Origin of the sequence: Specibacter sp. NPDC078692, assembly GCF_040686835.1 — a bacterium.
Lineage (GTDB): Bacteria > Actinomycetota > Actinomycetes > Actinomycetales > Micrococcaceae > Specibacter.
On sequence record NZ_JBFBLV010000009.1, the window covers coordinates 12,594 to 32,848 of the forward strand.

19 protein-coding genes are annotated in these 20,255 nt (G+C 59.3%); 7 read left to right on the forward strand and 12 right to left on the reverse strand.

The window, feature by feature from the left end; all coding sequences use genetic code 11:
• Positions 1–55 precede the first annotated feature (55 nt).
• From AB0O97_RS08440 to AB0O97_RS08450, 3 genes are read right to left on the reverse strand one after another with little or no spacing between them, the layout of a single operon-like run.
• Entirely contained in the window at positions 56–1,093 is a 1,038-nt protein-coding gene (locus tag AB0O97_RS08440) for a zinc-binding dehydrogenase (RefSeq protein WP_363881700.1), read from the reverse strand.
• Positions 1,090–2,079, reverse strand: a complete 990-nt coding sequence (locus AB0O97_RS08445; RefSeq protein ID WP_363881701.1) for a zinc-dependent alcohol dehydrogenase family protein — start codon at positions 2,077–2,079, stop codon at positions 1,090–1,092. Before AB0O97_RS08445 ends, AB0O97_RS08440 begins: the two co-directional genes overlap by 4 nt.
• Entirely contained in the window at positions 2,076–2,819 is a 744-nt protein-coding gene (locus AB0O97_RS08450; protein WP_363881703.1) for a nucleoside/nucleotide kinase family protein, read from the reverse strand. Before AB0O97_RS08450 ends, AB0O97_RS08445 begins: the two co-directional genes overlap by 4 nt.
• A gap of 161 nt (positions 2,820–2,980) precedes the next feature.
• Between AB0O97_RS08450 and AB0O97_RS08455 the strand changes: the two genes are divergently transcribed.
• Positions 2,981–4,000 (forward strand): LacI family DNA-binding transcriptional regulator, encoded by a 1,020-nt coding sequence (locus AB0O97_RS08455; protein WP_363881705.1) that lies wholly within the window; start codon positions 2,981–2,983, stop codon positions 3,998–4,000.
• Between the two features lie 27 nt (positions 4,001–4,027).
• Here the strand turns inward: AB0O97_RS08455 and AB0O97_RS08460 are convergent, their stop codons facing one another.
• Positions 4,028–4,195, reverse strand: a complete 168-nt coding sequence (locus AB0O97_RS08460; RefSeq protein ID WP_363881707.1) for a hypothetical protein — start codon at positions 4,193–4,195, stop codon at positions 4,028–4,030.
• A gap of 256 nt (positions 4,196–4,451) precedes the next feature.
• Here AB0O97_RS08460 and AB0O97_RS08465 point away from each other — a divergent pair, with 256 nt between their 5' ends.
• Positions 4,452–5,951: a SulP family inorganic anion transporter gene (locus AB0O97_RS08465; protein ID WP_363881709.1), complete on the forward strand. Its 1,500-nt coding sequence runs from the start codon at positions 4,452–4,454 to the stop codon at positions 5,949–5,951.
• A gap of 47 nt (positions 5,952–5,998) precedes the next feature.
• Here the strand turns inward: AB0O97_RS08465 and AB0O97_RS08470 are convergent, their stop codons facing one another.
• From AB0O97_RS08470 to AB0O97_RS08480, 3 genes are all read right to left on the reverse strand, one after another.
• Positions 5,999–6,814: a TspO/MBR family protein gene (locus AB0O97_RS08470; protein ID WP_363881711.1), complete on the reverse strand. Its 816-nt coding sequence runs from the start codon at positions 6,812–6,814 to the stop codon at positions 5,999–6,001.
• Between the two features lie 112 nt (positions 6,815–6,926).
• The gene (locus AB0O97_RS08475; protein WP_363837293.1) at positions 6,927–7,400 is read right to left on the reverse strand and encodes a hypothetical protein; all 474 of its coding nucleotides are present in this window, start codon (positions 7,398–7,400) and stop codon (positions 6,927–6,929) included.
• A 150-nt stretch (positions 7,401–7,550) separates the two neighbouring features.
• A complete protein-coding gene (locus AB0O97_RS08480; RefSeq protein ID WP_363881713.1) occupies positions 7,551–10,076 on the reverse strand; it encodes a sigma-70 family RNA polymerase sigma factor in 2,526 nt (841 codons plus the stop codon).
• A gap of 341 nt (positions 10,077–10,417) precedes the next feature.
• Here AB0O97_RS08480 and AB0O97_RS08485 point away from each other — a divergent pair, with 341 nt between their 5' ends.
• The gene (locus AB0O97_RS08485; RefSeq protein WP_363837288.1) at positions 10,418–10,729 is read left to right on the forward strand and encodes a hypothetical protein; all 312 of its coding nucleotides are present in this window, start codon (positions 10,418–10,420) and stop codon (positions 10,727–10,729) included.
• 78 nt (positions 10,730–10,807) lie between these two features.
• Here the strand turns inward: AB0O97_RS08485 and AB0O97_RS08490 are convergent, their stop codons facing one another.
• Positions 10,808–11,767 carry a hypothetical protein gene (locus tag AB0O97_RS08490; RefSeq protein ID WP_363881715.1) on the reverse strand — a complete coding sequence of 320 codons (960 nt, stop codon included), beginning with the start codon at positions 11,765–11,767 and terminating at the stop codon, positions 10,808–10,810.
• 254 nt (positions 11,768–12,021) lie between these two features.
• Between AB0O97_RS08490 and AB0O97_RS08495 the strand changes: the two genes are divergently transcribed.
• The 3 genes from AB0O97_RS08495 (at position 12,022) to AB0O97_RS08505 (ending at position 13,505) form a co-directional block, all read left to right on the forward strand.
• Complete coding sequence (locus AB0O97_RS08495) at positions 12,022–12,693, forward strand: DUF6308 family protein (RefSeq protein ID WP_363881716.1); 672 nt, start codon at positions 12,022–12,024, stop codon at positions 12,691–12,693.
• Between the two features lie 191 nt (positions 12,694–12,884).
• Entirely contained in the window at positions 12,885–13,076 is a 192-nt protein-coding gene (locus tag AB0O97_RS08500) for a hypothetical protein (RefSeq protein WP_363881717.1), read from the forward strand.
• Positions 13,077–13,115: 39 nt separating this feature from the next.
• Entirely contained in the window at positions 13,116–13,505 is a 390-nt protein-coding gene (locus AB0O97_RS08505) for a hypothetical protein (RefSeq protein WP_363881719.1), read from the forward strand.
• Here AB0O97_RS08505 and AB0O97_RS08510 read toward each other — a convergent pair.
• On the reverse strand, positions 13,502–15,013 hold the full coding sequence (locus tag AB0O97_RS08510; protein WP_363881721.1) for an ADP-ribosylglycohydrolase family protein: 1,512 nt from the start codon (positions 15,011–15,013) through the stop codon (positions 13,502–13,504). The genes AB0O97_RS08505 and AB0O97_RS08510 overlap by 4 nt on opposite strands.
• A gap of 76 nt (positions 15,014–15,089) precedes the next feature.
• Positions 15,090–16,004: a DUF6569 family protein gene (locus AB0O97_RS08515; RefSeq protein WP_363881723.1), complete on the reverse strand. Its 915-nt coding sequence runs from the start codon at positions 16,002–16,004 to the stop codon at positions 15,090–15,092.
• A 110-nt stretch (positions 16,005–16,114) separates the two neighbouring features.
• Here AB0O97_RS08515 and AB0O97_RS08520 point away from each other — a divergent pair, with 110 nt between their 5' ends.
• The gene (locus AB0O97_RS08520) at positions 16,115–16,780 is read left to right on the forward strand and encodes an NUDIX domain-containing protein (protein WP_363881724.1); all 666 of its coding nucleotides are present in this window, start codon (positions 16,115–16,117) and stop codon (positions 16,778–16,780) included.
• A 65-nt stretch (positions 16,781–16,845) separates the two neighbouring features.
• Here the strand turns inward: AB0O97_RS08520 and AB0O97_RS08525 are convergent, their stop codons facing one another.
• Both AB0O97_RS08525 and AB0O97_RS08530 read right to left on the reverse strand, forming a co-directional pair.
• Complete coding sequence (locus AB0O97_RS08525; protein WP_363881726.1) at positions 16,846–18,408, reverse strand: SIR2 family protein; 1,563 nt, start codon at positions 18,406–18,408, stop codon at positions 16,846–16,848.
• A 35-nt stretch (positions 18,409–18,443) separates the two neighbouring features.
• Positions 18,444–20,108, reverse strand: coding sequence for an NERD domain-containing protein (locus AB0O97_RS08530; protein ID WP_363881728.1), 1,665 nt, complete (start codon positions 20,106–20,108; stop codon positions 18,444–18,446).
• Positions 20,109–20,255 lie beyond the last annotated feature (147 nt).

The window sequence follows — 20,255 nt, forward strand, 5'->3', positions numbered from 1 at the left end:
AGGAAGCCCCGGGACCCGCTCAGGATCCCGGGGCTTCTTCTCAAGTGGTACGTGGTTATTTCGTGCTGCGGGCGGTGACCACTACTTTGACCTCGAGGCCGCTGGAGGATGCGGCGAACGCGGCGGAGACTTCCTCCAGGGAGAAATGGTTGGTGATGAACTCTTCTGAGGTCACGCCGCCGGCACGAATGATCTCGATGGCCTGCTCATAGTCCTCTGGCATGTACGTTGCGCTGCCCTGGATGCGCATTTGAAGATCCTGGATCTGCGGCAGCGGCACCACCACATCCTTCTCCGGCACGCCAACGATCATGACGGTGCCGCCCTTCATCGCCAGTTTCAGGGCCTGATCCACGGTTGACTGGATGGCCACACAGTCAAAGACGACGTCGGCGCTTTCGCCCAGTTCTGCGCGGATCGCCGCCACCGGATCGGTGACAGTTGCGGCGACGGTGGCATCGGCCCCCACCTTCATGGCCTTTTCCAGCTTGCTGGGCAACATATCGGTGACCACAATACGCCGGGCACCGGCGTGCTTTGCTGCCGCCAGCACCATGAGCCCAATGGTGCCCGAGCCGATGATGACCACGGCTTTGTTCTTGACGCCGCCTGAGAGGCGGACCGCGTGAACGGGGGTGGAGAGGGGCTCGATGAGGGCGGCTTGGAAGTCGTCCAGATCAGAGGGGATCTGGTGGATTCGGTTCGCTGGGATAGTGAAGAAATCAGCCATGCCGCCCTGATCGTAGCCGCAGCCAAAGAAGCGCAGATTCTCACAGATGTTGCTGCGTCCGGTGGTGCACATCTTGCAGTCCCAGCATGGAAGGGTGGGTTCCACCGTCACTCTGTCGCCCACGCTCAGTCCAGTGACGCCGTCGCCCACCTGGCGAATGACGCCCACTGCCTCATGGCCGGGGAAGTAGGGGAGCGGCACAAAGGGGTGGCGTCCGTGACTGGCGTGGGTGTCGGAACCGCACACGCCAGAAACAGTGGTTTCCACCTGAACCTCGCCCGGCAACGGTGTTGGGATCGGTGCGTCCACGAGGACGATTTCTCCCGTACGTACTTCAACCCGCTTCATGGTGTTTGCTGTCATGGCACTACCTGGATCTTTCTGCCTTTGCCTTCGCTGAAAAGCTTGAGCGCTTGTGGGTACTGTTCTAGGGGGAGCCGATCGCTGATGAACACCTCTGGGTCCAAGACACCAGCGGCAAACATGTCTACGGCGCGGTCATAGGAATTGAGGGTGGCAAAGGAGCCCGTAATGGTGATTTCATTGCGGAAAATCTTATACGGCTCAATGGTTGCCCGGGCAGCATAAGCGGCAACACCGAACTGCAAAAACGTGCCACCCTTTTCCACCCGTCCGAGCCCATCTTGGATGGCGTGCGGACTGCCCGTCGCATCTACCACCAGATCCCAGCCGTAGGGATTGGCCAGTTCATCGGCGGAGACTGCTGTGGCATTGCAACCAAGTTGGATGGCCGTTTTTAGTTTGTCGTGGTTGATATCGACCATGCTCACTGATGCTGCGCCGGCGCGTTTGGCCAATTCCATCATCATCAGGCCCATGGTCCCAGAACCGTAGATCAGGACGTTGGAGCCCATCTGTCCCTTGACGATGTCGTAGCCGCGGATGGCGCAGGACAATGGCTCGATCAAGGAGGCGTCCTTGGTGGAAACATGCTCGGGAAGTTTGCGGCAGTATGAACTGCGCACTACACAGAATTCGGCGGAGCCGCCGTTGAAGGATGTGCCGTAGCCTCCGCCAACTTCACACATATTGTTTTGTCCCCTGCGGCAGTAGCGGCAGTCGTAACAGATGTAGGAAGGGTTGATGGCGACTCGATCGCCAATAGCAAGGTCATGAACTCCCGTGCCCATTGCCACCACTTCGCCGGCAAACTCATGCCCGGGAATGATCGGAAAAGTATCGGCGAACTCGCCTTCAAGGATGTGCAGATCCGTGCCGCAGATCCCGCTGGAAGCTACTTGGATGACCACTTCGCCAGGGCCCGGTGTGGGATCCGGAACTGTTTGCATCTCGACAACGCCGGGTTGGGTGAAGACTGCGGCTCTCACGGTGTGACCCTCGATTCTTGCTTAGCTTCGTGCATGGCGGGTGTACTGGCGGTACTGGCGGTGGTGCTTGGAATAGTGGGGACGTAAAGAATTCTCGTGGCACGGGCTTTGGTGCCTTCAACAAGTTCCGCGTTGGCTTGGTCGGTTCCGAGAGCCCACTTTTGGGCATCGTCAGGGCTGCGGCCAAATGCCTCATGCCGTGTGATGAGCCGCTGTTTACGGAGCTGGTCCGGAGGCGAAACAAACCAAGATTCCGTCAGGAAAGATGCCACCTTGTGCCAGTCATTAGCCGTGTGCAGGAGGTAATTGCCTTCGACGATGACCAGCGCAGTGTTGCGCTGAATCGCGACGGCTGAACCGATGGATTCTTCGAGGGAGCGGTTGAATTCCGGTGCATACACAATCTCTTCTGTCTGGCATTGCAACCTGGCCAAGAGGTTCACGAACCCTGCAACATCAAAAGTGTCCGGTGCGCCTTTACGCGAGAGCGTGCCAGCTGCTTCCAAGACGGTGTTGGACAAATGAAAACCATCCATGGAAGTTAGCGCGGAGACATCTGCGAGTTCTCGGTGCAAGGCTTGCGCCAAGGTACTTTTTCCGGCCCCCGGGGAACCGGTGATGCCCAAAATAACTCGTCGCGTCCCGGCTGCCTGGCCAGTTTCTGTACCGGTGGCAGTGGCGCTCTCGACCAACTGCCGAGCGCGCATGACAAGATCGGCAAAGTCTACTTCTTCAACCATATGGGGGCTCCTTCGCACCGCCTGAGGCGCCGTAGTGAATGTGTGCGCAAATCATGCTGCGGCAGCTAAATATCTGTTGTAGAGTCACCCTATGTCATCGATGTCATTTAAGGAACTGTGACAGTGAATTTCATCGGAAGATGTCAAGCAAGGGAACTTTCATGGCAACAATGCAGGATGTAGCAACGCGAGCCGGGGTGAGCGCCAAAACGGTTTCCCGAGTGTTCAACGATGACCCCAATGTCACCGAGAAAACCCGCGCCAAGGTGCAGGCGGTGATGGCGGACATGAACTATCGCCCCAACATGCTGGCCCGCCGATTCCGGGAAGGCAAGGACTCGGCGATTGGCATCGCCGTGCCCAACATCGGTGATCCCTTCTTCGCCACCATCATCAGGACCATTGAACAGCTGGCCATGGAACGTGGCATGTTCGTGTTTGTGACCACGCTAGGTCAGGACCCCGCCCTGGAGGAGCAGCGAGTGGAGCGGCTGATGCGACGCAATATCAGCGGGATGGTGATCGCCCCAGTCGCGGGGGATCAGAGCTATCTGAAAAGTTGGGGCAGCAGCGTCCCCACAGTGTTCGTTGACCGTGAAGCGAGCAACATTGAAGGGAGCAGTGTTTTTGTCGACGATGAGCTCCATGCTGCAGAGGCTGTGGCGCATCTGATCAGCCACGGTCATGAACGCATAGCTTTTGTTGGCGACGATACTTCCCTCATCACCACCAAGAAACGTCTCGCCGGATATCGCTCGGCACTGACTGCGGCTGGAATTGCCCATGACACCGGTCTGGAACTCATGGACGCCAGATTGCTGAGCTTTGGTTACGTTGATCGCTCGATTGCTGATGACCATGTTCAAATGCTGCTGGCGCTGCCCGAAGCACCTACCGCCATCTTCGGCGCCAATGCCTTGTGCAGCATGGGATTGGCTGCTGCGCTGCACCGCGCCCACCGCGGTGAGATTGCCTTTGTTAGTTTTGGTGATTTCCCCATGGCTGATGCGTTGACGCCGGCCGTGACTGTCATCGATCAGAATCCTGAGGGCTTGGCACGGCTCACCGGCGAGATCCTCTTTGAACAAATGGACGGCATGGTTGCCGGGCCGGTAAGCAAGGTGCTGCGCTTGCTGCTCATCGAGCGCGGCTCAGGCGAATTGCCACCCTTCACTAGCTAGCCAGCTGGACCAAGCCACGCCTGAAACTTAGAGCTGATCTGCTTCCCTCTCGGATTCCTGAGCCAGCGCGGCTGCATGCTCGTTGATCTCCTCGATATCCGGTGTCACCATCTCGGAGTAAACCTCAGCCAGATGATCATGGCTGGGGCTCTCGTTGATCAGATCCTTGTCGTCATAGTCTGGGTTTTCAGTCATATTCACACCCTAGTCCGGGACGCGCGGTCTCGCCACGGTTCCGCCGGAACGGTCGACGGCGGTCGGCCGGGGCAGGTGCCGGGCCCCGGCGCTCGGCGGTCAGAACAATACTGTTGCCGCCCAATCAATAACTGTGAGTTAAAGTAGAGAAGCCCGGTAGAGACTATATTTCCGCAATTCCTGGGCCTGGATCAGCTCCTGTTGAGCACCTAACCGGACCGCCGATCCGCCCAATCAATCCTGAAGGGGACTCACCATGGCCGTCAAGCCGCCAATGGCCACACCAACACCCGAGCAGTTGCAATCGGTGTGGGGAACGCTGAAGTCTCCGCGCCGGTTAAAGACGGAGATTCTCGGCGGGCTCGTCGTGGGGCTGGCGCTCATTCCGGAAGCCATCGCGTTCTCCGTCATCGCCGGCGTCGACCCACGAATCGGGCTTTTTGCAGCGTTCACCATGGCCGTGACCATTGCCTCCACAGGTGGACGGCCCGCCATGATCTCGGCGGCAACAGGCGCGGTGGCGTTGGTGATCGCACCCTTGGTGAGGAGCCACGGCGTCGACTATCTCATCGCCTGCGTCATCTTGGCCGGGGTCATCCAGATCATCCTGTCGGTGTCCGGCGTCGCAAAACTCATGCGGTTCATCCCGCGCTCGGTCATGGTCGGCTTCGTCAATGCCCTCGCCATCCTCGTCTTCATCGCCCAGCTGCCGGAACTTATCGGCGTCCCGTGGCTCGTGTACCCGCTGGTGGCAGCCGCCCTGGTGATCATGTTTGTGCTGCCCAGATTCACGAACGCGGTCCCCGCGCCGCTCGTGGCGATCGTGGTGCTGACACTTGTCACGGTGCTGGCAGCCATCGCGGTTCCCACAGTGGGTGACAAGGGTCAGCTGCCGGAGTCCCTTCCCGCCGCGCTCATCCCCAACGTGCCGTTCACGTTCGAAACCCTGCAGGTGATCTTCCCGTTTGCACTGGCCATGGCCTTCGTAGGCCTGCTGGAATCCCTCATGACTGCCAAGCTCGTGGACGACATCACCGACACCCGCTCGAACAAGACCCGCGAGGCGTGGGGCCAGGGCGTGGCCAACATCGTGACCGGTTTCTTCGGCGGCATGGGCGGCTGCGCCATGATCGGCCAGACCATGATCAACGTGAAAGCCTCCGGCGCCCGGACCCGCATCTCCACGTTTTTCGCCGGCGTCTTCGTATTGCTGCTGGTGGTGGTGTTCGGTGACGTCGTCTCGATGATTCCGATGGCCGCGCTGGTCGCCGTCATGATCTTCGTCTGCTGGGCCACGTTCGATTGGCACAGCATCCGCCTCCGCACCCTCAAAACGTTGCCGAAGAGTGAAACCTTCGTCATGGTTGCCACGGTTATCGCTACCGTCGCCACGAACAACCTGGCCATTGGTGTGGGCACCGGCACCGTGCTGGCCATGGTCATGTTCGCCCGGCGTGTGGCCCACTTTGTCACCGTCAAACGCGTGGAAGGCGAGGACAGTGTCACGTACGTGGTCAACGGCGAGCTGTTTTTCGCGTCCTCCAATGACCTCTACACTCAGTTCGAATACGCGCTAGATCCGGCACGCGTCATCATCGATATGAGCGATTCGCACCTCTGGGACGCCTCCACCAGCGCCACCCTGGACGCCATCACCGACAAGTACCGCCGCCACGGCAAGGACGTAGAAATCGTCGGCATGAACGACGCTAGCGCTCAGATGCGCCAGCGCCTGGCCGGAAAACTGGGCGGCTAATTTTCCTGCAGCAGGAGCCCTCGCCTGACAAGGAAGTACGACAGCGGTCAGCTCACCCGAGTGCCGGGTGCGTTGTTGGTCGCCGTGCGCAAACGGATGATCACGGTGAAAGCAACCACCAGGATGGCTCCCACCATTGCCGCTATGGCCGCAGGCGTGGACACGAGATCACCGCTGAAACGAGCAACGGACACCCAAGCTAGGCCCCAGCTCAGCGCTGCGGCCGGAGCCAGCCGGCCCTTGCCATAGATGGCCAGAGCAATTCCAACGGCAGCGGCGACGGCCAGAACAAACAAGGCCCAAGCGTTTGGATTTACACCGAAGCCGTTGAAGCCAGCGGCCACTAAGACGGCGGAAATATTAGCTGCTGTTGCCACGCAAACCCAGCCCAAATACAAGCCCATAGTGCCGTCGGTGATGATGGCGTCCACGGTGTTTGTGGGCCGGTGGCGAAGGATCAGCACAAAAATATAGGCCAGAACAGCGAGCAGGATGACAATGATCGGCACGCTGAGCGGCAATAGATCAAATTGAACGCTGAGGATCCATGCGGCGTTTAACAGCAGTGATGCCGCCACGGGATAGCCCAGTAGGCGATGCCTGTGCTCGGTTTTCTGACTAGGCAGGAACTGCCAGACAGCGTAAGCCACTAGCCCTAGGTAGATAACGCTCCAAATGGAGAATGCCGGACCACCCGGTGCAATGAGTGTTGAATCCGCTGAGAGTGCTCCATTAGAAGCATTCTGGATTTGAGTTCCGCCGGCAGCGCCGGAGCCAATGAATGAGCCAATGATTGCTACCACGGCGCTTGCGGCAACTACTAGCTGGCGTAAGGTGTCGTTTTTTGCTGGTGTCTGGTTCATCCTTTCACCCTAGCGTCCGGGCGAGGTCTGCGTCATGGAGTTGGAGCCTTGCCAGCACATAATCGTCCGTATGCATAGGCCTGGGGACTAGCCGCGGCCGGATGAATGCCGGCTACTCCGCCGCCCCCGGCACAAAGAACGTGCTCGCGGTAAGGCGCGATCCGTCCAGCAGCACCACCCATTCGTAGGTGGCGCCCGTGGGTAGCGGCAGCCCGCCGGGGAAGTTCAGCACAATGTTCGATGTCCCCGGAAACCCCATGGGCGGTTGCTGCATCTCAGGCTTGGCAGAATGGCGAAAATCAACGTCTTGCTTGAACGCCATGGTGTTGCCGCCGTCGGGCCCGGGAAGAGTGACCGGCTGCCCATCGGCGTCCACGAGCAACACCTCCACCACCGCCGACGTCTCTTCAAACATCGGAATCGTGACTGTGATGTTTACGTACACGGCAAACGGCGCGGTCAGCCCGGACTCCGGATCAGACCCCAGAAACTGAATCCCGCCACCAATGATGTTGACTTTGCCCGCGGCGTCAACGTTCACGAAATCGGCGATCAGCACCGTTCCGCTGCCACTGCTCGAACTCATTGCCATATCAGGATCTCCATAGTTCTCAGGGCCGGCTGGTCCCTTAACCATAGGTCCTAGGGTGCGGCGGCTCGGTTTCTCGCGGTGACTAGGAAGTGTGCCTATGAAGTGCGCGGAGGAAGTACGACGCCGGGCCCTCACCTCGGGTGGTCAGGCCACTTGCTCTTGAGGTGCAGAGATATCCACGAACTCCCCAAGTGCAGTGCAGTAACCGGGTTCCCTGAGCTTTTTCATGGTTAGGGATTCAATCTGACGGATGCGCTCGCGAGTGACGCCATAAATCTGCCCGATTGTGTCAAGGGTCTTTGGTTCCCCGTCGCCAAGGCCATATCGCATAGAAATAACTCCAGCCTCGCGTTCACTGAGGGAATCGAGGACGCTATGCAAGGCGGCACGCATATCCGTGCGCTCAGCGTATTCGTGAACTGTGGCCTCTAGCGGGTCGTACATTTGCTCCGATAATGGTTCTGATCCGCCGCGACCGTCGGGAACCAGTATGTCTAGGGAGAACACCGGGGCAGCGTACCTCAGGAGCTTGAGAACATTTTCCACGGTGGAATCGAGTTGTTGCGCCAATTCTTCTGACGTTGTGGGCCTTCCCAACTCCACAGACAGATGGCGCCTCACGGAGAGCAGCTTGTTGATTTGTTCCGTGATATGGACTGGAACGCGGATGGAGCGCCCAAGATCAGCAATGGCACGAGTAATTGCCTGCCGAATCCACCAAGTGGCGTAGGTCGAGAACTTGTTGCCCAAGGTGTAATCAAACTTCTGGACGGCGCGCAGCAGGCCCAGATTTCCTTCCTGGATGATGTCAATGAAATCGAGGCCGCGATCTAGGTACTTCTTCGCAATGGAGACAACGAGCCGCAAATTTGCGCTCGTCATCGTGTCAAGGGCACTGGCACCAAACCGGGCCAGCTTTTCCAAGTCGTGGCGTTCGCGGCGGGAGTCCAAAGCGCAGTTTTCCAATTTGTAAGAGGCCATCAAACCAGCCTCGATAGCTTGACCTAGATCCACCTCGGCGGCTGCATCGAGAAGTGGAAACTTGCCAATCCGTTTGAGATAGTCGGCCACAATGTCGTCCGTGAGACCAGTAACGTGAGCCAACAACTCGACCGGCTCATCGTCGTCGTCCTCCTCTGGCAGCTCAAACAGGGGAGCAGCCGGTTTCGGAACGGCAACGTCGGGTTCCGGTTGCGGCGAAGGAGTGGACCTCTCATCACCGGATGTGGCCTCACCTTTACCGCCAACTGATGCGGCATCATCCGGCACTTCAATTTCCGGGTACCTCAGGAAATCTTCGATCTCCTTCAGATCGGTGACTATTTCAAAGAACTCATAGCGACGCGCAAAGGGAAGTACGCGGCCCAGGAATTCTTCACCCTGCACATTAGGGTCTTCCACGGTATTGATCGCAAACAGCACCACGAGCCGACCAACCCGCCCGTCCTTCTTTTTACGAATCACTCGTCCCAGCCGCTGCACCATCTGACGTTGGCTGCGATTGGCGGCCACGATGATGCCCAAATCTGCCTCGGGTACGTCCACGCCCTCATCGAGAATTCGAGGAGCAGCCAATACTTGGGCATCGCGATTGCTGAAATCAACGAGTCCCTGCTTGCGCTCCTCGGGACGCATGCCGCTGTAGATCGCCGTAGCGGTGCAACCCACCCTGCGGTAGATGTCTTGGGCACTTCGGGCAGAGGCTTGGGTCTGGGTGAACACCAAGGTTCCTCCCGACTCTGCAACGGGTTGATGCAGAGCGACCAGCGTCAGCCCCTTGGTTTTGGTTTCGGCTAATAAGGACAAGCGCACGGACATAGCCTTCATATATTTGCGAGCCAATCCGGCCTCAGCTGTCAATGACGCCGAGGCAGCCAACGCTGCAACGGCGGCAATGAACGCGGGAAATGGCGTTGATGGCAGGTTGGCGTACTGCTTCAGATAACGGGCGGCCTTGGACATGGTGTCGGAGAGTTCGTCGTATTGAGCCCGCTCAGCTGGTGTGAGCCCAACACCGACCAAGGCGATATCGAACGGGGCTATAACCTCGTCACGCAATGCCCTGTCATACCAAAGGTTGAAGACCACTCCGCCAAAGTAGGGCGACAACATTTCGTGATGGCCGCCGTCGTTCCTCTCATACGTGGCAGTCAATCCCAAACGCCAGTTGTAGCCCTGACCCAGCGCCGCGGCGAAGAGCGGAGCCGCATAGCGGTGGCACTCGTCGGCGATCAGTAGCCCGGCTTTGTGCGCACGCAGCGTCTGGTGCGTCGCTGCCGAGTGCACGATGGCGATGAGGACATCCACATCGTCCAGAGAGTCCTTGCGTCCGTCGCCGAGTAGTCCTGGAGACGCGGCGGGAAAATCACGCTTGAGCGTAGCGAGCCATTGACGCTGGAGCTCTGCGGTGGGGACCAGAATGAGTACTTTGATGCCCTGCCGGACAGCCTCGTGGGCAGCCGCGACACCAAGGCGGGTCTTGCCGGAACCAGTGACAGCCTCAATGACGCCACGGCGAGCATTGTTATGCCAAGCGTCGAGCGCCTCCTGCTGCCAGGGGTAGAGGAAACCGTAATCAGCTGCGGCAGGAATGTTTCGGAGGACGGGCGGCAAACTGTCATGAAGGACCTCGTCGGCACTTGCCAATGGTGTGTCCACTACCTGTGTCATGATGATTCCTTCTCCTGCGCGGTCCACCGGAACGTGATGGTGGTCTCAGACTAGGAGGAGGGTCTGACATTCAAGAGTTACAAAAATTTTGTAACTCTTGAATTGACAAACCGTGAGTTACAAAAGTTTTGATAACGCGTTTGACGGGCCAGATTCTTCCGGTGAGAATCGACAGACATCCCGTAATTTTGCATGGATGACCTGCCGAGAATGGACTGGCTATGTGGAGTATGGACGCAACTTGGGGAAGCCTACGGGCGACGCGGCGACAATTCGCAGAGAGCGGAGGTTGGACGAGCTCGACAGACCATTTGGCGCACCCGGGGGCCTTGGACTCATCGATGGAATACCTCGATGATGAACCGTACTTTTCCTATGATGCGCGCAAGCACTACGTGCCAAGCGCGGTGAAGTACTACTTAACCGGTGCCAATGGTCGTGCCATTCGCCTCGCTAAAACGGACGAATCTGCTGGCACCAGCGTGTATCGCCTCGACGGGGAATGGGTCGCCCACGACCACCTAGATGTTCCTGCCGACGCCGGCACTGCTCACGTCACCGAAAATGCGGTTGACGTGTGGGACCGATTCAATGGGAAAGCGTCTGTGCGGGCTTTTGCCAACACCAATCTGGACAACCCGGCAAAAGGCTGAGCCGCCTCACGGCTCCGGCCTCACGGCACCCTCCTACTAATTAGCGCTTGCCGGAACCGCTTAGGCAACGCAAACCCACTACGCCGCCAGAGCCAACGCTCCCTGGCCAGCCAGCCCCAGCACCGAATCCTGAATACCTGACAACAGCACGTTTCTTTGCTCGTTTGTCAGTTCCGCTTCCTTGGCGCGCCGGGCCAAGACAGCGAGTCTGTCGGCGGTGTTGTTGAGGTCGTTGCTGCCGTGGCCTTTGACCCAGTTGAACGCCACCAGAGACTTCTGCGTCAGTGCACGGATGGCCGACACTTCTTCGCGGCAACCAGTACTGAGACCTGAAGGAAGAGCAGAGTGGGTGGTGAGCAAATTGACAGCGGTCAGGTTGTCAGAAAGTACGGTGACAGCGCAGCGGCCGTCCATCGTGCCAGCGAACCGGGCACGTGCGGCCAACAGTCCCAGATAAATGGAGTGCAGCTCGGCCTTCAGGATGTTTCCATGTTGGCTGGTCCGCAGCCCCAGGATGGGAGGGCTGTCCAAGCCGAAGTCCATGACCCAACCGTGGCCGCGCCACGAGCTACGGGTGCCCTTGGACGCATCGGTAGCGATGACAAGGTTGGTGAGCAGCGATTCAATGTGTTCGGGAACCGCCCTATCAATAGCTGCAGTCGCTGCGGCCGGCGGAAACAATGGGCTGACTGTGATGCCGGCAGCTTCCAAAAGATCGCTCAGCGTGTCCGCATAGACCGGGACGTCACTGCCAGGCTGGAGCGACTTGATGGCAGCCAGAATTTCTGCGAGTTGCCCTCCGCATCGGTCCTTGGAATTGGGCGTCAGTCTGGAACCAACACGCATTTCAACAACATCCGCACCCTGGGTCCGCACAACAACCCACACGCAGCGGCCCCACCGGAATTGCACCGCAGCAGTAATACCGTGTCTGGCCCCAACTTCCATGAAGGCCGGCCGCAATCCGAGGAGTCCGGGCCCGGGCAGCGGCAGCTTGCGGCTCGCTGTGGCAACTGTTGCTGATGCGCTGCTGTCCATGAGGGCACTCTCTGAATCGTCGATGTGGCTATTGAGTGTGAGCCTAGGGGCAGGGACTGACATTGTGATCTGAATGCTCGACGCCGGACACCCGGGTTCGCGGAATCGCTCACCTCAACGATCAAGCTTTATCTGCGATTATCTCGATTTCTTGATAAACCCAGCGCGGCGGCCATGTGGACATCGCGGGGGAGCGTAGCCACCCGATGCCGTAACAATCTTGCGATGTCGTGCCCCTGTGATTCATTGAGAGCATGATGCTCCCCAAGATCCTAGATTCTGCCCATGTCGAGCAGGCCGCGGCACTGGTCAAGGACTACTACACCGAGACCCACAAGCGCGGCGAAATACAGACTGGCGCGCACTTTGAATCATGGATGGGTGGTGGAGAGGCCACTGAGGTGGTCAATACGATTACGGCCAACGACTTGATTGCCGTCAGTTTCCTCTCCGTGAACTTCCCCGCACCTGCTGCCATTGGGATTCTGGAAACCTACAAGGTCAAGATTTCCGAGTTGCTAGAACAGATCCCGGCCGACCTTGACCTTGCGAACCTTTCTGTCGAGGACTTCGCCTCAACACTGGGTCAGGACAGTGCAGCCATCCAACTCTGGCGGCTTCTGCGTCAATCTGATGCGGAACGTTGGGGCGTTGGTCCCACCACGGCAAGCAAAATCATGGCCCGAAAGCGTCCACGGCTGATTCCCATTTACGATTCCGTGATCGGCTCAGTGATGGAAATGAAGAATTCAGACAAGCAGTGGAGCTTCTGGCATGAGGTGCTGACAGACGGATCGGGACTGCCCGAGCGGCTGAAAAAAATTCAAGAGAAATCGGGCGTCGCCTCCGAGGCCTCAGCTCTGCGCATCATGGACGTTGTTCTGTGGAAGCATGGCAAAAAGCTGGCAACGGCGAAGAAAAACTAGAGGGGACCGGACTCAGCCGTCCTAGACGGGTTTATTCTTCATGCTTGCCGTGCTCGTTTGAGAATGGCAGGCATGAAGGTAACAGAATAAACTGGACCACATAAGTTTCCTGAGCAAAACGGCCCCGTGGGGCAGCCTCGTGGTGGATTCCATCCCGCTTCCTCCTTTTCGTTCGGCAGACTAGCTCGGCAGTGGAGTACCGGCGCTACATCAAGATGCTGCAGTCGCACCTGGCACTCCTTGATGTCGGAGGCCCCGCACTGCCGACTCGGTCCCTCTCCGCCTCCATCAGCCTGCAGCATCTGAGCGTCAGCGAGTTCCCGCAGTGGCTGACACCCCACGAACTTCAAATCAGTCTCGATACCTGTTTCCCTGCGCCCTGAACCCCGAAATCGCTGGCTCAGTCCCTCGCGCAGGCTGCAGTGCCTAGCACTCCCACACAAAAATGGGGTGATTGCTACTGGGGGCAGGATCCCGAATTCGCCGCCAAACGGGGCACCGGCGGCAGCTGGATCATCATCCGGCACGAGAGAGGAAGCGTCACTGAAGAGACCATCGCCAGCGACAGAGATCTAGTGGTGTTGTGGCTCGAAACCTTCCGCAACCGTTTTGTCCTCCCATGGGGCGTTGGGTACGCAACTGAAGATCAAGACGCCGCCGAGCTTGCGCCCGCCACACTGCCAGTGCTGGAGGCAGACATCGCAGATGCCCGCTCTCCATACCGAGCCGACTGGATTGCTAAGCGGGCCGCGTTTTTCGCCGCGCCCCCCAGTACCAGCGAGGAAACGCCTGCTCCTGCCCAGGGTGACTAGGCAGTTCCCCGCAGCACCTTCATAAACGCACCATTCGGCTGGGCGTTGGGCAGTGTGCGGCGGATCCGCTCCAACGACTCCATGGCATGCCCTCCCAGCAGTTCCCCATACAGCGCGGCAACCGTGGGCGTCCTGCTCTCGGCCTGGACACAGTGCAGGTACACGGTCCGGCCTTCGGCACGGAACCGGGCCACCGCCTTCGCCGCATCCCGCAACACAAACTCCAGATGGGTATTCTCAGCCGAATCGGCATTGTCAATGAGCCAAAATGTCGCGTGATTCTCGGCCGCGATGGCAGGAGCCTCTTCCTGCCCAACCCTGCACAAACTAACGACGGCGGACACCTCACCCAGCGCTGCCGGCAGGCCGCGAGTGGCGGCCTCAGCCGAACCGAGGAACGGCAGCTGCGCTGAGCCGCCAATCCAGACGCCGGCATCATCGGGGTGCTGCACAACCGTGCCAATTCCCCGCCATCCGCTGTAATCCACAGCTGAAAGACGCGGCCACGAACCCGGTCGGTTCCCACCTGCAACGAGTTCCAGTGCCAGCGCTACGAGCTCGCGCTCGCCGTCGGCACCCCAGCCATGGAGCTTCCGGCGCCATCCAGAAGAGATAGCGGAGTAGCCAGCAGCGGCTCCGATGAGTCCGCCCGCAATAGCTGCAACGGTGTCGGTATCGTTGCCGCCTCGAACGGCATTCTCCAAGGACAGTCGCAGCGCCTCCGGGCCAACAGATCCGGCCGCGGCAACACCGTGGTGAATCGCAGACCATGCGCCCTGGAACGCCTCCACCACCCAGCCATTCTGGGTGAAGTCACGTGGCTGCCATGCTTCAGCAGTCCGGATCCGTTCGAGCCACAGCTGCGCCCGCTCGCTGTCCAGCTGCAAGAGGCCAATCCGCACATCCAGCCGACCCGTCAGTACAGCGTGGCGGATGGCAGCAGTCCACAGCTGGCAGGCCTCCGTGGCGTCGAGCTCGTAGTGGGTTAGCCCGCTGATCTGAGCTGCGGCGTCCCACAAGGCAACATCTGAGTCCAGCAGCGCCAAGGCGACCGGAGCCGTCCGCATCAAGGAACCATTGCCGGCAGACCGCCCACTTGCCTCGTGGTGAGCACGCGCTGCAGCGACGGCAGCGGCGTCGTCGCCCAGGCCATCAACCATGAGACGAGCCGCCCGGTGCAGGACGGAACTCGTCTGTGCGCCCACATCTTTGGACTCAGCGGCCCACGCCTGCCAACCGGTGACCATCGATGCGAGGGTGGTGCCAGCGGAAGGTGCGTGTCCGGCGTCGAACCCGTCAAGGATGGAGTGGGCAATGACGATCGCCATGGAGGTATCGTCGGTCCATTCGGCAGGGGCGAAGCCGAAGGGGCCGCCGCCCTTCATGGTGACGGGCGTGGTGGAGGGGAGTGCGGGGCCGAATTCGTAGCCCGCGCCGAGGGCGTCGCCTGCTGCGGTGGCAACGAGGACGCCGGCTGCGCGGTCGAGCTGTGCGGTGGTGAGTTTCATGGTGCTCCCTTACGGTTCTCAAAAGCTGGTGGTCGGGCCGCTAAGGCCCTGAAATCTGTTGAGCCGGAGTTGTCGGCTAGGCAAGCATGCTGTGTTTGCCGTTCCACGCAATGAGGTGGGCAATCTGCGGGTCAGCACCGTCCGTTCCCCCAATGCTCACGCCCTTGAGGGGTAGCTGGGGGTGGTTGCCTTCAAAGCGCCGTGCCGGAATGGTGCGGTTTCCGCTACGGTGCACGGCATGGTCTCGGAAACCAAAACCGTTGGACGCGATAGCGACAATGAAGTCCCTGGCAGACTGCGCCCGCACTATCGTTGGTACACCGCGGCCTGCAGGCGTATTGAAAAGCAGCAGGTCCGGCACCATGGATTCCATGAGTTCGGCGTAGTGCTGGCGGAACAACTTGTGGGAACCGAAGAGCTCCAGAGACAAGACCCGCCCGTCAAAACCGATGATGACTCCGCGCTGGCCGTCCACGATGTTCGGCAGCACAATGTCCTGCGGCCGGGGCTGGTCGAGGTGGTCCAGCAGGGAGCCTGTGGCGCTGGTGGTGCGGCTTCCCTCATAGCGGTGAACTCGGTGCCAGACGTCGCTTTGGCGGTCAGTTCCCCTCCCGTGAAGTCCGGCGTGGACCTGAAGCGGTGCGCGTCGTCCGGAGCTGCGGTGCTCTGCGCTTCCACTCCAACGGCCCTTTTCTACACACAGGACATTGATGACGGCAGTTTCTGATGCGCCAATGAGAACCGTCTGCTCCGCGATGCGGTGTTGCTGGCCGCCTTCGAGCAGCTGCCCCTCCGTCAATAGAGCCGCCTTGGCGCCCACGTTGGTGACGGTGAGTCGGCCGACCTCCGGTGTGGGAAGTTCTTGGACTACCAGTTGGGTATCGGAACCTGTCACCAAGCCCTGTGCTTCTGGGGAATCCGCCCAGACCGGGAAGATGGTGGCCGGTCCGCACTGGGTGCCGAAGCCTACGTGAAGTTGGGGCAGTTTCATGGCGGTTCTCCTTTAGCTAATCTCGGTGAAATAATCATTTGCGCATTTCTGCGCTAAGTCAAATGTAAGTCATGTTGCACACTTTGCGCAAGTCTGCGCAAAATAGAGTCATGACTTCCTCCCATGAGTTGCCCACGGACCAGCATGGCAAGACCTTGCAGGACTACCCCCGACCCTCAGTCGCGGTGGACACTGCTCTACTGACAGCGCACGACGGCGGCCTGAAAGTTCTCTTGGTCCACTCGCCTGGGGGCGGGTGGGCTTTGCCGGGGACCTTCCTCCATCCGGGGGAGAGGCTGGCTGACGCTGTCCTTCGCTCTCTTCGCGAAAAGGCGGGAGTTACTGGGCGTTCTCCGCAGCAGCTGCATGTTTTTGATGAACCCGGACGGGATGCACGTGGCTGGGTGTTGTCCGTGGCTCATGTTGACGTGTTGCCAGCGTCAGCGCTGCTTGAGCCTCTAAATAGTGAACGGGCAACAGTGGTGGCAGTCGAGGAAATTCACAACTGCGAGCTCCCTTATGACCATGCTCAGATCATTGGCTTCGCTGTGGAGCAGGTCCGCAGCCGGTACGCGACAACACCAGATCCGGCCGGCCTCTTGAAGGAGTCGTTCACACTAAAAGAATTGCGAGAGGTTCATGAGGCAGTGCTGGGAGAGGCCCTCCAGCGCGATACCTTCCGCCGCTCCATGGAACGCGAACTGGAGGCGACGGGCGAGATGTCGGACGGGACGCAGGGTCGCCCAGCCGCGTTGTTCAGGGTGCGGCGAGGGTAGTCGGCCTCAAATCTCCGTGAATGTCGGGCTGACGGCTGCAGCTTCCGGTCTTGGGCGTACGTGAGTCAGCGAGTGTATGGGTGGTGTGGATCCCAGCCCATGGCTTTGAGTGAAACTTCCAGCACCTGCCATGCAGCTTGACCGATCTGGCCCTTGTTGGCTTCTGCAAGATCGAGAAGCTGGTTGCGCAACTTCAGATCGTCTGCCGACATTCCGCCAGAGTAGTGAGGGGCAAGAAAAAATGCGTGTGAATCCGAGGAGCAAGCAGCTAGCATGTCGAGGAAGATCTCCAAGCGGTGGGCGGCTTCGGGGATCGAAAGGGCTTCGCCGGCTTCGGACATTGGCACAATGTCCAGTTGGCCGTTCCATATCTTGTTCTGCATTTCGTCGTAGCTAAGGGTCAGAACCGTGCCGAAGTGCTTCTGCTGATCGAGCGGGATTGCACGCCGAACGTCGAAGATGATCTCGTGGAAATGAGTATCGGTCAGGCCAAAACCAACGAACAGCAAGTGGTGGGTGAGTAAGTGGGCCTTGACCATCGAAGACAGGGCATCCCGGTTGGTGTTGTACCCCAGATAGTCCTCGCGGGTCAGCACAATTGAGCCTAGATTGGTGACAGAGCCGTGCAACTTTAACAGCCAGCGACCCGTATTGGCTGAGATGTCATCCGGGATGACTGTGCGAGGCGACCCGGCATCGCTTGCCGCCAGTTCGAAGAGGCGATCGTAATTCAAAGTGATGGCGGCGTCGGTGGGGAGTGCTGCCAAAAGGGCTGGAGCTAGACCGTATCGGTCCACATCGACTGCTTCGGCCACCAGCTCGCCAAACGATTTTTGGCGGGTGGGATCTGACTCGTAGAGGGATTTGATGATGCCGGCTTGATCAAGAACGGGGAGGTTCTTCAGCGACTCGTGTAGTCCTTCTGGCAACTGACCCTTGCTCATGACTATGTTGAGGAGTCCTTGCCAGTCCGGGGCTCCCGCGCTCACACTCACACCGGCACCCATGAATGGCACCACGTGGCCTTGCGCTGCACGATTAGCCAGCGCGTGGACAAGATCCTGCAGTCGGGGGCTGAGGTTTTCCCACGATTGAACAGTGAATTCCTTGCGCTGCTGTTGAGCTAGCGCGTAGGCCGCTTGATCCTGGAACACAAAAACTACGTCGACTAGCAGCGCACGTGCAGCCTCATGTGCCTCGCTGAGGAGAACTCGGAGAATGTCTCCGCGGTAGATATTGCCGGCGCCCAGCCCGGTTCCAAAGAATGGTACGGCTAGAAGTGGGAACGGACGATCCAGCAAGCTACGATGTTTCAACGCCCGTACGGATTCGTCGAAAAAGTTTCGAAAGCGCGGGCGGAGTTCCTCGGGATCCCTGACACCGTGTAGCGGAACGGTTGTCAAGACTGGCAGAGGATCCTCGACTGGCCAGTCATCGAGGGCAACAGCTAATTGCATGCCTGCCTCAACGGAACTCATATCCTGTGCAGCCACCAACTCCACCAAATGCGGCATCGCTGTCGTCCAATACGGGTTAAAGGTAAGGGACGAATCTGTTGGAAGTAACCAGGCATCGCACCTAACGTTGAGCAAATTGCCCATGGTGACGAAGACATGTGGAGTGCTCATGGTGCCTTTCGAGTAAGAAATATTCAGTACTGCCTTCAGCTCTTGTAAGGGCTCCACGCCTGCGCGCGCGACAACGCTAGGTCCAGCTGGTTCCCGCCTGCTTCACGAAGCTGTTTCGAGTCGCCAACAACCACCAGCAAAGTCCGCGCCCTAGAAAGCCCCACGTACAGCCGTTCGGCCGCGCGTTCCATGTCCCGGAACCCATCTACGCTGAGAATCACCACCGAGCGTTCCAGGCCCTTGAAGCCCAGGACATGTCCGTAGAACTCGGCCTCGTTGGCATGGAATTCGCGCCAATACTCGTCGATGGTGTCCGACTCGAAGAAGTCCTGGTGAATCGGATGGCGGGTATTGGTGGTCAGCAGCGCAATCTGGTTATTGGCCCAGCCATCGGAGATGAGGGCGTCGACGCAGTCGCTGGCCACGTCAATGGCCTCCTCCGGAGAACATTCCACCCGGCGTACGTCCAATCCTGTGCTGCCCCGCGGGGTGAATTTGTCCCCAGCAAAACTCTTGAATGTCTCGGCAATCTTCTTCGTATTGCGGAGGTTGTCGTCGACGTGGATCGTCGTCAGGTCCTGGAGCGCCTTGGCTGAATCCCAGCGTTTATAGACGTCCTGCCGGTCGTCCATGAACGCGTAGATCTCCGACTTCTCCGGGTCTTTCAGACAGTTCCGGAGTGCATCCCACCAACTTGGCATGAAGTCCTGCGCCTCATCCACGATGATCGCGTCGAACCTCTCGCCATCCGGCAACTCTGCGGCCAGCTCCTGCAGCAGCCGGGGCATTTCGACGTCGAAATAGTCCTGCCCCTTGCCTTCCGGTACTCCCAGCGACAGTACATATTCATGGAACTCGCCGGTGAAGGCAGGCTTCGCGCTACGCCACTTCGACACCTGGCTGGCCAGATGCATGCCGAGGCCCTTGTTGTAGCAAAACAGCCCTACATTCTTGCCGTCCTTGCACAGTTCGTGAGCTTTCTGCACGGCCAGCCACGTCTTGCCGCTGCCGGCACCGCCGGTGAACCGGATGCGGGGGAGCGACCGCGTGGCCGACAGCAGCACGGCCTGCCGCTCGGTCAGGTGGTCTTGGAGAATCTCATCCTGCTCGTGGCCGGTAGCAGCACCCGTTGGCTGGTCGAGGTTCCCTTCGAGGTGGGGAAGGATTCTTTCCATGAATCGCGTAGCCAGCGGTACAGTTCCGCCGCCTTCAGACTCGATGGCGCGGCGTAGCTTCTCGGCCGGATGTTTCAGATCGTTCTGATCAAGAAAGAGTGCCCGGGGGTTGCCTGATTTGACCCACTCCTGCGACATGGCCGAATAGGGGAAGGCAGCCATGTAAACGAAGCGGCTGGTCAAAAGTGAACCCATCTGGTCGGCCAGCCAGTCTTTCAAGGCATGTGCGGAGCCCTGCGATTGGGCAAGCGGATCCTGAAGTTTGCGCTTGCCGTCGAGCCCACCCGACTGGAACCACTGCCCACTCTCGCTGGTGACCAGTCCGCCCTTCACCTCAATGGCTGCAATTCCGACACCTGGCCAGAGCACAAGAATGTCAATCTCATGCTCGGCCCGGCCGTGCCGCACCTGGACGGAATGCGCCAACACGACGTCATCGGGGAGATCGAGCTTCAGAACGTCCCAGACAGCTTTCTCGGCAAGCTGGTCCTCGGTGAAGTCAGGGTTCGGCGGAATGAGGCGCAAGGACGAGTCCTTCCAACGTTGAACGGTATTGCCATCAATCTACGGCTTCAACACCGCAGCCAGGGCTGACCGACGGGACATATTCAGCAATCATAGTTTGGCACGGCTTTGCTGCGGGGCATGAACAAGTCTTGATACCTCTTACCT

Bases quoted from the DNA above. Each gene is read 5' to 3' on its own strand.
- AB0O97_RS08440 (WP_363881700.1), bottom strand. From the start codon at position 1,093: ATGACAGCAAACACCATGAAGCGGGTTGAAGTACGTACGGGAGAAATC.
- AB0O97_RS08485 (WP_363837288.1), top strand. From the start codon at position 10,418: ATGGAATACCTCGATGATGAACCGTACTTTTCCTATGATGCGCGCAAG.
- AB0O97_RS08450 (WP_363881703.1), bottom strand. From the start codon at position 2,819: ATGGTTGAAGAAGTAGACTTTGCCGATCTTGTCATGCGCGCTCGGCAG.
- AB0O97_RS08470 (WP_363881711.1), bottom strand. From the start codon at position 6,814: ATGAACCAGACACCAGCAAAAAACGACACCTTACGCCAGCTAGTAGTT.
- AB0O97_RS08460 (WP_363881707.1), bottom strand. From the start codon at position 4,195: ATGACTGAAAACCCAGACTATGACGACAAGGATCTGATCAACGAGAGC.
- AB0O97_RS08465 (WP_363881709.1), top strand. From the start codon at position 4,452: ATGGCCGTCAAGCCGCCAATGGCCACACCAACACCCGAGCAGTTGCAA.
- AB0O97_RS08475 (WP_363837293.1), bottom strand. From the start codon at position 7,400: ATGAGTTCGAGCAGTGGCAGCGGAACGGTGCTGATCGCCGATTTCGTG.
- AB0O97_RS08525 (WP_363881726.1), bottom strand. From the start codon at position 18,408: ATGAGCACTCCACATGTCTTCGTCACCATGGGCAATTTGCTCAACGTT.
- AB0O97_RS08510 (WP_363881721.1), bottom strand. From the start codon at position 15,013: ATGAAACTCACCACCGCACAGCTCGACCGCGCAGCCGGCGTCCTCGTT.
- AB0O97_RS08455 (WP_363881705.1), top strand. From the start codon at position 2,981: ATGGCAACAATGCAGGATGTAGCAACGCGAGCCGGGGTGAGCGCCAAA.
- AB0O97_RS08515 (WP_363881723.1), bottom strand. From the start codon at position 16,004: ATGAAACTGCCCCAACTTCACGTAGGCTTCGGCACCCAGTGCGGACCG.
- AB0O97_RS08480 (WP_363881713.1), bottom strand. From the start codon at position 10,076: ATGACACAGGTAGTGGACACACCATTGGCAAGTGCCGACGAGGTCCTT.
- AB0O97_RS08490 (WP_363881715.1), bottom strand. From the start codon at position 11,767: ATGGACAGCAGCGCATCAGCAACAGTTGCCACAGCGAGCCGCAAGCTG.
- AB0O97_RS08520 (WP_363881724.1), top strand. From the start codon at position 16,115: ATGACTTCCTCCCATGAGTTGCCCACGGACCAGCATGGCAAGACCTTG.
- AB0O97_RS08495 (WP_363881716.1), top strand. From the start codon at position 12,022: ATGATGCTCCCCAAGATCCTAGATTCTGCCCATGTCGAGCAGGCCGCG.